The following is a 13315-nucleotide window of genomic DNA, read 5'->3' as shown; positions in this document are numbered from 1 at the left end:
CATATGAAAACGGGCCCTTTGCAGGGCCCGTTTTTGTTTATCAGACGTTCTGATCGCGCGATCAGCTCAATTCGCGGACGCGGAAGTGGAGGCCGCCGCGCGGCGTCAGCGTCACCGTCGCGTTGAGGCGCGGCGGCTCGGACCCCACGTACTCGGGACGGAAGCGACGCAGCAGGATCGAGAGCGCCAGGGTGTTCTCCACCTGGCTCATGGCGCCGCCGATGCACGAGCGCTTGCCGGCGCCGAACGGGATGTAGCTGTACTTCACCTGCTTCTGGGACTTGTCCATCCAGCGCTCGGGAACGAACGCGTCGGGATCCTTCCAGAACTTCGGATTGTGGTGGGCGCCGTAGCTGAAGAGCACGATACGGTCGCCCGGGCGGATTTCCTTCCCGGCGATGACGTCATGCTCGGTGGCGACGCGGATCAGGCTCCACACAGGCGGGTAGAGACGCATGGTCTCCTGGATCACCGAGCGCGTGTACTGAAGCGCTGAATAGTCGGCCGCCGTCGGCTCACGATCTCCGCATACGGCCTCGCCCTCGCGGCGAACGCGCTCGGCAGCCTCTGGATTCGTGGCGGTCAGATACATTGCCCAGGCGAGGGTAAGCGCCGTGGTCTCGGTGCCGGCCCACAGGTACTGCTTGATCTCGTCGACGGCTTGCTGCTGGTCGAACTCCGGGATGCTCGGATCGGCGGCCGCGGCCTCGATCATTTTGAGCAGCGTTTTCTCGCGCTCCTCGCGCGGATCGGCGGCGAAAACGGCGGGTGGCACGCTCCACCAAGCCTCAACGGCCTTGGCGGTGTCCTCTTCGCTGACTTCGAACAGAGCGTCGGCCTGACGCTTCAGGCGAATGTCCTTATGGTTCGATACGTCGGTGTAGGTCTTCACGCACTTGAACACGAAGTGCGGATTGAACGGCATATCGCGATCGAACAGCGCCTTGCAGATCATGTCGGCGGCGAGCGTCCAGGTCTGCTCGACCATCTCGAACGACTCGCCGGTCTTTGCGAGTTCGCCCCAGTTGGCCATCTTCGTTTTGATGGCCTCGATGAAGTAGGGGATGTAGTCGCCGAAGGCGTCCGGATGGAATGCCGGCTGTTGCGGCATGCGGATCTTCTGCCAGAGCGCGCCGTCATGCGTGATCATGGACTTGCCGAAGATCGGCTTCAGGCCGTCGAAATACTTGATGTAGCTGTCGACCTTGGTCACCAGCACGTGCTTGAAGTATTCGGGCTCGGTGACGAGCACGACGCGCTGGTTGGCCATGTTGACGGGAATGACGGGGCCGTAGCGGTCCGCCATCTGCATCAAGAGGCGCATCGGGTTTTCGGGGTCCTTGAGCAGTGGCGTCAGGTTGAACCAGACGCTGCTCTCGTCGCCGAGGCCGAGGCCGGAATGTTGCTCAGTCGATTCTGCAGTCATTCGAAGTCGTCTCCGGATCGGTCGGTGGAATCCCTCAGCCGGCCCGATCAATACGTGATGCCTTGGCGATATGTGCTCTCGCGGCCCGCGATGCACGCGCGAGGACGATCGCCCGGCTTCGGCTCATTCAGCGGCTCGCCTTGATGGCACACCGGCCGCCGGCTCACGGTTCACGTTCAAAGCCTTACACTAGCACACGAGCGCCAGAGCCTGGGTGTTCCAGCGGTTACGGTTGGCGAGGTTTGAATAACTTACCTTACCGTCTCGTTTTTTCCCGTGTCCATGCGGCAGCATCACCCAGCCTTGGCTCGTCGACGTGCCGCACGTCGTTCAGTATGCGCCGCTCACAGCGATGGCGAGAACAGCGCCTCCGGGTGGTTAATCCCAGCAGCTCCAAAGCTTTGCCATACTACCGTGGTTTCGCGGAGGGAAGCTTGATCGTTCGCAACTAACGCCAAAGCCGCAGGATAAAGTTTGTGCTCCGCGGTCAGCACCCGAGCGGCCAAATCTTGTTCTTTATCTGAGCACAAGATCGGGACCGCCGCCTGCGCGATGATCGGGCCGGCATCCATCTCGGCGCTCACGAAGTGGACGGTGCAACCCGAAATCCTGACGCCGGCAGAAAGGGCCTGGCGGTGCGTGTCGAGCCCCTTGAATGCCGGCAGCAGCGAGGGGTGGATATTGATCATGCGCCCGTACCAACGGGCGACGAAATCGGGCGTCATCAAGCGCATGAAGCCCGCCAATGCGATGAGGTCGATGCGCGACAGCTCGAGCAGGCTTTGAAGCTGTCCCTCGAAGTGCGGGCGGCTTTCGTAGCGTTTGTGGTCGAGTGCCACCGTGGGGAGGCCCTGCTCCCGCGCCCACGCGAGGCCCGGTGCCTCGGGGCGGTTCGAGATCACGAGTGCAATTTCGGCCGGATAGTCCGGCTCCCGCGCAGCGGCAACGAGCGCCTGCATGTTGGAGCCGCGACCGGAGATCAGGATGGCGACGCGTTTTTTCACAACTTGATTCATGCTCGAGTTCCTGCGCGCTCCTTAGCACGGCGTGTGAACCGCGTGCACGTGATCGTTGAAGAATGGGGCTGCGGTTTTCGCGCATGGTCGCGGTGCCGGTATCGCGTGCGCTGCCTGCACGCAAGTTAGGCACGCCAACAGAGTGTTTTACGTGTACGTAATCGTCCGAGATTGAAAGGATTTCTCGCGGCTGGATAGTCGCCTCTGACGCGCCTCGTGAGCGTTAAAAATCGCTAACGTTGGGAGCAGTGATGGAGCGCCGTACCTTTCTCGCCTCTGGGCTTTCTGCGCTTGCCGTCATAGGCGCGCCGCAGACCGGGCTCGCGGCGGCAGGGTCCGCGTCACGCTCGGCGAGCGTGCCGAATGCCACCGCGCGATACGTGCTCGGGCTCGCGCGCAGCCTTGCCCGACGTCCGTTCGCCGCACCGGCCGAGCGTCTTCCGGCGGCACTCGCGAACCTCGACTACGATCAGTACCGCCAGGTCTCGTTTCGCGGCGAGAAGGCCGTGTGGAACAAGGAGGACCTCGGTTTCGAGGTTCAGTTCTTCCCGTCCGCCTATCTCTATACGATGCCGGTTTCCATCTTCCTGGTCGAGGATGGGCGCAGCCGGCGTCTTCGGTCCGATGCCTCGCTCTTCGACTTCGGCCCGTTCGCCGAAAACGTGCCGCCTGGGACGCCCGTCGGGTTCTCGGGCTTTCGCATCCATGCGCCGATCAACCGGCGCGACTATTACGATGAGTTTCTGGTGTTCCAGGGCGCGAGTTACTTCCGCGGGCTCGGCAAGGGGCATCGCTATGGCTTGTCGGCGCGGGCGCTGGCTCTGCACACGACCGGAGACGAGGTCGAGGAGTTCCCGATCTTTCGCAGCTTCTGGATCGAACGCCCCGCAACATCGGACGCGATCACGGTGCACGCGCTGCTCGACAGTCCGTCTGTTGCGGGTGCCTTCACGTTCGTGATCCGGCCGGGGCGCGCGACGGTGATGGATGTATCGTCCGTTCTCTTTCCGCGGCAGGATCTCCAGAATGTCGGCATCGCGCCGTTGACCAGCATGTTTCTGAAGTCCGCGCACGATCCCGATGGGCCGCTCGATTTCCGGCCGTCCGTGCACGATTCGGACGGTCTTGCCGTCTGGAACGGGCAGGATGAGCGACTCTGGCGCCCGCTGCTCAGTCCGTCGACCTTCCAAGTCAGCGCGTTCGTCGACAAGGGCCCGCGCGGGTTCGGCCTCATTCAACGGGAACGTCGCTTCGACGATTACCAGGATCTCGAAGCCTTCTATGAGCTGAGGCCGAGCGGTTGGGTGACGCCCGTGGGCGACTGGGGCGCCGGCAGCGTTGAACTGGTCGAGATTCCGACCGATACGGAGTACGTCGACAACATCGTCGCGTACTGGAAACCCGATTCGCCGCTTCGCGCCGGGCGCAGCTACAATTTTGCGTATCAGCTCGCCTGGTGTGCCGATGCACCGGCGCTGGGCCGTATGCAGGTGCGCGACACGCGCATCGGCGCGGGCGCGCGGCCGGGCACGGTGAGGTTCGTCGTCGATTTCGCGGAGAACAGGGCGCGGGAGCGGATCGCGGACAGCGCCGTGATCCTCAGCGACGCGCCGCCGGTGGCGCTGGTCGATCCGGACCTTTCCGCGAGCGCGGGAACGCTCAGCGGTCCCTTCGTGCAGCCCAATCCGCATATGCCGGGGACGCGGGTCGTCTTCGAACTCGATCCGGGGCAGGAGCCCGTCGTCGAGCTCCGCCTCACGTTGCGCGACCAGGGCGAGCCGGTCTCGGAGACGTGGCTTTACCGCTGGTGCGCCTGATCAGCCGTTGAACTTGAGGATGCCTTCGTAGGTGACGGCCCATGCATCGCCCTTGCCTTTGGCGGCGCTGCGTTCGCCGGCGGGTGGCGTGATCTCGCCGATGATGACCGGGCATTCGCCGGCCGCCGTCAGGCTCGCCAACACGGCATCGGCGCCGTCCGTCGCGACGACTGCGATCATGCCGATGCCGCAGTTGAAGGTTCTGAGCATCTCGGTATCCGGCAGGCGGCCCGCCTTTGCGAGCCATCCGAAGACGGCCGGCGCTCGCCAGCTCGTGAGGTCGACGGTCGCGGCGACGGTCGGGGGAAGCACGCGCGGCAGGTTCTCGGAGAGGCCGCCGCCCGTGATGTGGGACAGCGCCTTGATCGGGCCGTCGGCGGCGCCGCCGGTTTCCTCGATAGCGGCCAGGACCGGCTTTACATAGATGCGCGTTGGCGTGAGCAGCGCGTCGGCGAGCGTCGAGCCCGGCGCGAACGGGGCCTCGGCATCCCAGCCAAGCTTCTCCTCCGCGGCGAGCCGGCGCACGAGCGAATAGCCGTTCGAATGGATGCCGGACGATGGCAGCCCGATGATCAGATCACCAATTGCGACATCCGGCCGGGGCAGGATCTCACCGCGCTCGACGGCACCCACTGCGAAGCCCGCGAGATCATAGTCGGCGCCCTGATAGTGGCCGGGCATCTCCGCCGTCTCGCCGCCGATCAAAGCACAGCCGGCTTGCCGGCAGCCTTCGCCGATGCCTGAGATGACGGCCGTGGCCGTTGCAACGTCGAGCTTGCCCACGGCAAAATAATCTAGAAAAAACAATGGCTCGGCGCCCTGCACGACGAGATCGTTAACGCACATGGCGACGAGGTCGATGCCGATGGTTCCGTGGCGTCCGGTGTCGATGGCAATCCTGAGCTTGGTGCCGACGCCGTCGTTGGCCGCAACCAGCACGGGATCGCGAAATCCCGCGCGCTTCAAATCGAACAGGCCGCCGAAGCCGCCGAGGTCGGCGTCCGCACCGGATCGGCTCGTCGAGCGGGCCACGTGCTTGATCGCCTCGACGAGCGCGTTTCCGGCGTCTATGTCTACGCCAGACTCACGATACGTGATGGGCTTGGCTGAACCGTCCGTTGGTTGGCTCATGGTTCCTCGGAGCTGCCGGGCGCGGGATTGGTCTTACGATCCCTACTTTCGCCCGAATGTGCACGGGAGATGGGCCTCCTACCAGCTTGCAGCCGGGTCGGCAACGGACAACGGAGGCCGTGCGCCATGCGGCCGCCCCTGCATGACATTCGAGGATAGACGTGACCTTTCGCCCCATGATTGTTTCGTTAGCGCCGGGCCTCCTGCTCGCGCTGTCCATGGGCGTGTCAGGGCCTGTCGCCGCGGCCTCGAGCAAAGTGTTCACAGTTGCCAACTATCCGGTCGAAGCGACAGCCAAGGATGCCGTTGCGGCCAAGGAAAAGGCCCATGCTGAAGGCCAGCAGGCCGCGTTCGGCGCGCTTCTCAAGCGGATTGTGCCGGTAACGGCTTACAACCGCATCGACCACATCAAATCCATTCCGGCCGCCAACCTCGTCGATGGTGTGGCGGTGCGGTCCGAGACCAACTCGCGCACGCAATACATCGCGAGCCTCGACTTCTCGTTCCAGGCCGATGCGGTTCGCGATCTCTTGAGTCGGCAAGGCGTACCGTTCGTCGAAGATCAGGCGCCGCGCATGGTGGTGGTGCCGATCACCGCCGAGAGCGCCGAAGGCAAGACGAGCTACCGGCCGGCAAGTGGGGCGTGGGCTCAGGTCTGGAAGGGCCTCGATCTCGACAATACGCTGACGCCGCTGCGCATCGAGGCGCTGCGGCCCACGATCCACGAGGATACGGTTGTTGCCGCGCTCAATGGCGACGACAGCGTCGAACGCATCCTGACCGGCGAATACAAGGTGGATTTCGTGTTGCTGGCAATTGCGGAGGTCGACAAGGCGAGCGGTGTGCTCAATGTCTCGATCGCGGGCATCGACGGGGCGGGGCTCGTGGCGTGGCGCCGCGGCTATCGAATTGAAAATGGAGATGTCGGTTACGCGATGGAGTTTGCGGCCGTCGTCACACAGGGTGTGCTCGAGGGCCGCTGGAAAGTCGCCAAGCTCGAGGATCGCGGCGGTGGAGGCTTTGCCTATTCGGTTGGCGGCGGTGCGGGTGGCAGTGAAGTGCGCATGGCTGTCGAATACGGAAGTATCGGCGAGTGGGACGATCTGCGCCGTGTGATCCTCGACACGCCTGGTATCGACGACGTGCGCATCGGGTCTGTGTCGGATACCTCGGCCGAGGTATCCGTGCGCTTTCCGGGCGGGGCCGACCAACTGGCCTCCGTGCTGTCGCGCCAGGGGCTCGTACTGTCGGGCGGCGGGGGCTATTGGACGCTGCGCGCAGGCTATTAGTCGCCCGCGCTTGCCGGCAAATTTTGTTCAGAATCAATGATACACGGCATCCGCAGGCCGAAAATTGATTTGTTCGACAGAGGAAAGGCCGAGATAAGCTAGAGAAATGGTTGTCTTTCGTGTTTCAGGCCCAAGCCACTTGAACATCCCGAACCTCATCACGCTCGGCCGGGTCATCCTAGTGCCCGTCGTGTTCTGGCTGCTGGTCTCCGGCCAGACGCAGCTGGCGTTCTTCGTGTTCGTGCTCGCGGGCGTCTCGGATGCGGTGGATGGGTTCATCGCAAAGCGCTTCGGGCTCACGACCGAACTCGGCGCCTACCTCGATCCTCTCGCCGATAAGCTGCTTATCGTATCGATCTTCGTGGCGCTCGGCGTCATGGGTGCGCTGCCATCGTGGCTCGTCATCGCGGTCGTTTCGCGCGATATCCTTATCGTGCTCGGCGTCATGCTCTCCTGGCTGCTCGATCACCCGGTTCGTATCGCGCCGCTCATCGTCAGCAAGGCCAACACCGTGGCGCAGATCGTGCTCGCAGGTACGGTGTTGGCCGACGAAGGTTTCGGGTTCGGCCTCGGAACGCTGCGGCTGGTGCTGGTGTGGATTGCGGGTGTGCTTACGGTCGCCTCGCTCGCGGCGTATCTGCGCGCTTGGCTTCGCCATATGTCTGGGTAAAAGTCCCGACAGGGCGAACCGCGCCCCGTGCTTCAAGGCCGATCGGAGACCGAACATCAATGCGCGCGGAACGGCAGGTCCTGTTCTGGGTGACGGCAGCGGTGCTGCTCATCCTGACGATCGCACTGTTGAAGGATATTCTGCTGCCGTTCGTCGCCGGCATCGCCCTCGCGTATTTTTTGAGTCCGCTCGCCGACAGGCTCGTGGCGCTGGGGCTCAATCGCATCGTGGCCTCTTTCCTAATCGTGGTGACATTGGCGGTGGTCGGAGTCGCCGCACTGGTCTGGATCGTGCCGATTATCGTCGCACAGGCGCTGGAGCTGGCAGCGGCGTTGCCGGCAGAGCTGACGCGGTTGCGCACCGCATTCGATGGATGGGTCGGAGCGCAGTTCGGGCCTGGCTATGTCGGTCTCGATGGACAACTCGACAAAGCGGCAGCGGCGCTTGCCGAGAATTGGGCCAGTCTTGCCGGCTGGGCGGCGACATCGATCTGGAGCCGCAGCCTCGCCATCGTCAACTTTCTGGCGCTGTTGCTCGTGACGCCCCTCGTCGTTTTCTATCTGCTGATCGATTGGCATCCGATGCTCGAGAAGGTCGATCGGTGGCTGCCGCGGGAGCACGCGGCATCCATCCGCACGCTGGCGTCGGACATGAACGATGCGGTGGCGGCGTTCGTGCGCGGCCAGGGCACGGTGTGCATCATTCTCGGCGCCTATTATGCGCTGGCGCTGTCGCTGATCGGGCTCGACTACGGGCTCCTCATTGGGGTGGTGACGGGCGTGCTTGCGTTCGTGCCGTTCGTCGGCTGGGCGCTCGGGTTCATCACGGCGACCGCCGTTGCCGTCATCCAGTTCTGGCCGGAGATAATTCCGATCCTGCTCGTCGTGGCCGTGTTCCTTGGTGCGCAGGCGCTCGACGCAGGATTTCTAAGCCCCACGATCGTCGGCTCCAAGATCGGGCTGCATCCTGTGTGGCTCATCTTTGCGCTGTTCGTGTTCAGCTATCTGTTCGGCATCGTGGGCACGCTGGTGGCCGTACCGCTCGCCGCTGCGCTCGGCGTGCTCATACGTTTTGCACTCGACGTCTATCTTAAGAGCGTCGTCTATCGTGGGCGGGCTCTTCCATCGAGCCCGGCGCCGGGGTCGATGCCATGACGCTTCGCGCCAATGTCCCGCCGGAGCAGCTCGTGCTGGAGCTGCCGCACCGGGCCGCGCAGGAGGCGGAAGACTTCCTCGTCAGCCGCTCGAACACGGCGGCGGTGGAACTCGTCGACACGTGGCCGGGTTGGCCGCTGCCGACCGCGCTCGTGGTCGGTCCGGCAGGGGCCGGCAAGAGCCATATCGCCAACGTGTGGCGCCTGCGCTCGGGGGCGGACGTCATCACGGCGGGGCGCCTCGACGAGACGGCGGTTGGCGCGTTCGAGGCGCGGCGCGCGCTCGTGGTCGAGGACATCGAGCGCGGTGTCGGAAGTGAGCAGGTGCTGTTCCACCTGCTGAACCTCGCTCGCGAGAAAGCGGGCTCGATCCTGCTCACGTCGCGGGTGGCGCCGGGCGAGATCGAGATCACGCTGCCGGATTTGCGGTCGCGGTTGAGGGCGATCCCGCCGGTATTCATCGAGACGCCGGACGAGGATCTTATCCGCTCGGTGCTGGTTAAGCTTTTCGCCGATCGGCAACTCGTGGTCGAGCCACACGTGGTGAGCCACATCGCGCGGCATATGGATCGCTCGATGGCGGCCGCTCTCGAAGTTGTCGCGGCGTGCGACAGGCTCTCGCTCGCCATGCAACGTAAGGTGACGCGGGCGGTGGCGGCAGCGGCGCTGGCGGAAGTCGGTAAGGATGCGGACGACGATCAGGATGTGGACGACGGGGGACCCGGGTAGACTGTCATCATGCTGTCGCGTTTGAGCCTGAGGTCATCACGGCATCCAATCGAGTGCAGGAAGAAACGACATGGTCTCCGCTAAAGGGAAGCTCAAGACGGACGCTCGCGCCGCCGCCGCACCGGCCACGTTTGGCCCGGAGCGCTTCTACAACCGTGAGCTTTCCTGGCTGCAGTTCAACAGGCGCGTGCTCGAAGAGGCGCAGAACACCCATCATCCGGTTCTCGAGCGGCTGCGGTTCCTGTCGATCTCGGCCTCGAACCTCGATGAATTCTACATGGTGCGCGCTGCCGGCATCTATGGGCAGATCGCGGCGGACGTGACGACGCCAAGCCAGGATGGGCTGACACCCAAGCAGCAGCTTGTCGAGATCAACCGCTTCGCAGCCAAGCTCGTTGCCGACAAGCAGGCCTGCTGGAACGTGATCAAGAAGGACATGGCGGCTGCTGGCATCGAGCTTGTCGTACCGGCACAGCTTTCGGAGCAGGAGAAAGCGCGGCTCTCGCAACACTTCATGAGCTACGTGTTTCCGATCCTGACGCCGATCGCCGTCGATCCGGCGCACCCGTTCCCGTTTATCCCGAACCTCGGCCTCACCATGGTCGTGTGGATGCAGCGCAAGAGCGACGCCAAGGCGATGAGCGGGCTCATCCCGATCCCGGGCCAGCTCGAGCGCTTCATCCGCCTGCATGCCGAGGACGGCGCTCAAAAAGGCGTGCTTCGCTTCATTCAGCTCGAAGAGCTGATCGGCATGTTCATCTCGGAGCTGTTCCCCGGTTTCGACGTGAAGAGCCAAGGCGCGTTCCGCGTGCTGCGCGACAGCGACGTGGAGCTGCAGGAGGAAGCCGAGGATTTGGTCCGCTCGTTCGAGACGCTGCTCAAGCGGCGGCGGCGCGGGCACGTGATCCGGCTCGAGCTCGATGCGCGCATGCCGGATCGGCTGCAGAAGTTCGTGATCGAAGAGCTCGAGGTCGGCGAGGATTCCGTGTTCCTCAAGGAGGGGCTCCTGGGTCTCGCCGACACGGCGCAGTTGATCGTCGCTGACCGGCCGGACCTCGTTTTCAAGGTTTACAATCCACGCTTCCCGGAGCGCATCCGCGAGTTCAATGGCGATTGCTTCGCGGCGATCAGCAAGAAGGATATCCTCGTCCACCATCCTTACGAGAGCTTCGACGTGGTGGTGCAGTTCCTGCGCCAGGCGGTGGCGGATCCCAACGTCATGGCCATCAAGTGGACGCTTTATCGTACGGGGCGCGACAGCCCGATCGTGCAGGCGTTGAAAGAGGCGGTCGAGGCCGGCAAGTCGGTGACGGCGGTCGTCGAGCTCAAAGCGCGCTTCGACGAGGCGGCGAACATCCGCTGGGCGCGCGATCTCGAAAAAGCAGGCGTGCACGTTGTCTACGGCTTCATCGAGCTCAAGACGCACGCGAAGCTCGGGCAGATCGTGCGGCGCGAGGGCTCGGAGCTTGTCACGTACTGCCACATCGGCACGGGCAACTATCACGCGCAAACGGCGCGCATCTACACGGATCTTTCGTTGTTCACGACCGACCCGGTCATCGCGCGGGACGTGACGCGGGTGCTCAACTTCGTCACGGGATACGGAGAGCCCGCCGCACTCGACAACATGGCGGCGAGCCCGCACGGCATTCGCCACCGCATCCTCGATCACATCCAGCGCGAGATCGAGCACGTCAAGGCCGGGCGGCCGGGCGCGATCTGGATGAAAATGAACTCGCTCGTCGATGGGCAGATCATCGATACGCTCTACGAGGCGAGCCAGGCGGGGGTTGAAGTCGATCTCGTCGTGCGCGGCGTATGCTGCTTGAGGCCGGGGATCCCGGGTCTCTCGGAGAATATCCGCGTCAAGAGCATCGTCGGGCGCTTTCTCGAGCACGCGCGCATCTATTGCTTCGGGCAGGGTGAAGGACTGCCGTCACCCAGGGCGGCGGTCTACATCAGCTCGGCCGATATGATGCCGCGCAATCTCGACCGGCGCGTGGAAGCGATGGTGCCGATCAAGAACGCGACCGTGCACGAGCAGGTGCTCGACCAGATCATGGTCGCGAACCTCAAGGACAACCAGCAGAGCTGGGAGATCAACGCGGACGGCTCGTCGACGCGAATTGCGCCGGAGGCCGGAGAGGAGCCGTTCAACGCCCACAAGTACTTCATGACGAATCCGTCGCTGTCGGGGCGCGGCCGAGCCCTGAAGGAGGATTTTCCGCCACGGTTCAAGTTCGTGCAGAAGGATTGAGGCGGGCCCTCTCCTCATCCCGGCCGGGTGCACTGTTTACGAATTTTCTACTGTGCGGTGCGATTGGCCATGGGCGACGCCCTGTCGCAACTCTCGGCGGATTTCTGAAGCTCGAGGGTAGACCGCGGTCGGTTCTGTCCTTATCAAGCAGGCGTGCACGCGCACCGATGTGCATGGTCGGGACTGTCGGTTCCGGTCTTCGCATGGCAACCGCACTCTTCATCGCAATGGCACACGGATTCCTTCGAGGCAGGTCACGGTGAGCTTGACGCAGGTGTTCAGCGGGCGCGGGAAAACAACGGATCTCGAGCCGCTCGGCGTGATCGACATCGGGTCGAACTCGGTGCGTCTCGTCGTGTATGAGGGCGCGGTGCGAGCCGCGATGCCGATCTTCAACGAGAAGGTGCTGGCCGGGCTCGGCAAGTCCGTCGCCTCGACCGGGCGGCTCGGCGAGGAGAGCGTGATCCGCGCGCTCGAAGCGTTGCGCCGCTTCCGGGCCATCGCGCGCATCCTCAAGGTGAAGAACCTGCGCGTGCTCGCCACAGCGGCCGTGCGCGAAGCCGAGGATGGGTCGAGCTTCATCCAGGACGCTGAAGCGATTCTCGGGAGTCCCGTCGAAGTGCTCTCGGGCGCCAAGGAGGCGGAGCTTGCCGCCTACGGCATTCGCATGGGGTTTCTCAACGCGGATGGTCTCGCAGGCGATCTCGGCGGCGGCAGCCTCGAGATCATCGATATCTATAAGGATCGCCTCAACGACGCGACGACGCTGCCGCTCGGCGGGCTGCGCCTCATCGATCAGACCGGAAACAAGATCGAGCGCGCGCTGCCGCTCGTCGATGAGGTGGTGGCGCAGGTCGATTGGCTCAGCAAAGGGCGCGGGCGGCCGTTCTATGCCGTTGGCGGCACGTGGCGCGCGCTGGCCAAGCTGCATATGGAGCAGACCAACTATCCGCTCCGCGTCATGCATGGCTATTCAATCCCGACGCGCGAAGCGATCGAGTTCTGCCAGTTTGTAAGGCGTACCAAGAAAGTCTCGACGCTGCCCGGTATGGACGAGGTGGCCCGCGCGCGGCGCGACGTGGTGCCGTTCGGCGCGCTCGTGCTCGAGCGCGTGCTCGAGTCACTGGCGCCCTCGGAAGTCGTGTTCTCGGTCTACGGCATCCGCGAGGGGCTCCTATTCAGTCTCATGCCGCGCCATGAGCAGGCGAAGGACCCACTGATCTCGTTCTGCGAGGACTATGCGCGCTATCGGTCGCGCTCCATTCAGCACGCAAGGGAACTCTGCACTTGGACTGATGCGCTGTTCACAGGCGATGGGCCTAAGGAGACCGAGGAGGACCGGCGGCTCCGGCATGCCGCCTGCCTCCTGTCGGACGTCGGCTGGCGGGCGCATCCGGATTATCGCGGGGAGCAGAGCCTCAACGTCATCGCGCATGCGGGGCTCTCGGGGATCGATCATCCGGGGCGCATCTTCCTAGCGCTGGCCGTCTACTATCGTCACGTCGGCGCCGACGAAGGGAAGGCCGACGATTTCTCGGCCCGGCTCAGGCTCGTGGTCAGCAAGAGGGCGCAAAAGCGGGCCCGCATCATCGGTGCGGCGATCCGCGCCGCTCATATGCTCTCGATCGGCATGCCCGGCGTCATCGACGAGACGCGGCTCTTCTACGAGGGACAGAAGCTCGTTCTCGTGGTTCCCAAGGCCTACACGGCTCTCGACGGGGAGCGTCTCAGGCGCCGATTCGCGGTGCTTGCGGCGCTGCTGGCCCGGGAGCCGGATATCCGGCTCGCGACGTGATGGCGGTGGGGACCCTCAAGCCCCTTTTGATC

10 protein-coding genes are annotated in these 13315 nt (G+C 64.1%); 7 read left to right on the top strand and 3 right to left on the bottom strand.

Annotated elements, in window-relative coordinates:
• Positions 1-61: 61 nt before the first annotated feature.
• Together CS1GBM3_RS09595 and purN are read right to left on the bottom strand one after the other, a co-directional pair.
• The gene (locus tag CS1GBM3_RS09595) at positions 62-1426 is read right to left on the bottom strand and encodes a cytochrome P450 (RefSeq protein ID WP_072394910.1); all 1365 of its coding nucleotides are present in this window, start codon (positions 1424-1426) and stop codon (positions 62-64) included.
• Between the two features lie 344 nt (positions 1427-1770).
• Positions 1771-2442, bottom strand: a complete 672-nt coding sequence (gene purN / locus CS1GBM3_RS09590; RefSeq protein WP_072394908.1) for a phosphoribosylglycinamide formyltransferase — start codon at positions 2440-2442, stop codon at positions 1771-1773.
• A 251-nt stretch (positions 2443-2693) separates the two neighbouring features.
• On the opposite strand from purN, the gene CS1GBM3_RS09585 reads away from it, so the two are divergent.
• Complete coding sequence (locus tag CS1GBM3_RS09585; RefSeq protein ID WP_072394907.1) at positions 2694-4259, top strand: OpgD/OpgG family glucan biosynthesis protein; 1566 nt, start codon at positions 2694-2696, stop codon at positions 4257-4259.
• Here the strand turns inward: CS1GBM3_RS09585 and purM are convergent, their stop codons facing one another.
• On the bottom strand, positions 4260-5390 hold the full coding sequence (gene purM, locus CS1GBM3_RS09580; protein ID WP_072394905.1) for a phosphoribosylformylglycinamidine cyclo-ligase: 1131 nt from the start codon (positions 5388-5390) through the stop codon (positions 4260-4262).
• A 176-nt stretch (positions 5391-5566) separates the two neighbouring features.
• Here purM and CS1GBM3_RS09575 point away from each other — a divergent pair, with 176 nt between their 5' ends.
• From CS1GBM3_RS09575 to CS1GBM3_RS09550, 6 genes are all read left to right on the top strand, one after another.
• Entirely contained in the window at positions 5567-6679 is a 1113-nt protein-coding gene (locus CS1GBM3_RS09575; protein ID WP_072394903.1) for a DUF2066 domain-containing protein, read from the top strand.
• A 139-nt stretch (positions 6680-6818) separates the two neighbouring features.
• On the top strand, positions 6819-7349 hold the full coding sequence (locus tag CS1GBM3_RS09570; RefSeq protein WP_083567822.1) for a CDP-alcohol phosphatidyltransferase family protein: 531 nt from the start codon (positions 6819-6821) through the stop codon (positions 7347-7349).
• Between the two features lie 59 nt (positions 7350-7408).
• A complete protein-coding gene (locus CS1GBM3_RS09565; RefSeq protein ID WP_072394899.1) occupies positions 7409-8503 on the top strand; it encodes an AI-2E family transporter in 1095 nt (364 codons plus the stop codon).
• Positions 8500-9231, top strand: coding sequence for a P-loop NTPase family protein (locus tag CS1GBM3_RS09560; protein ID WP_072394897.1), 732 nt, complete (start codon positions 8500-8502; stop codon positions 9229-9231). Before CS1GBM3_RS09565 ends, CS1GBM3_RS09560 begins: the two co-directional genes overlap by 4 nt.
• Positions 9232-9301: 70 nt before the next feature.
• Entirely contained in the window at positions 9302-11488 is a 2187-nt protein-coding gene (locus tag CS1GBM3_RS09555) for an RNA degradosome polyphosphate kinase (RefSeq protein ID WP_072394895.1), read from the top strand.
• Between the two features lie 259 nt (positions 11489-11747).
• A complete protein-coding gene (locus tag CS1GBM3_RS09550) occupies positions 11748-13283 on the top strand; it encodes a Ppx/GppA family phosphatase (RefSeq protein WP_348533604.1) in 1536 nt (511 codons plus the stop codon).
• Positions 13284-13315: the final 32 nt, after the last annotated feature.

It is taken from the genome of Hyphomicrobium sp. CS1GBMeth3, assembly GCF_900117455.1.
Classification (GTDB): Bacteria; Pseudomonadota; Alphaproteobacteria; order Rhizobiales; family Hyphomicrobiaceae; genus Hyphomicrobium_C.
This window is presented reverse-complemented; position numbering and strand designations above follow the sequence as displayed.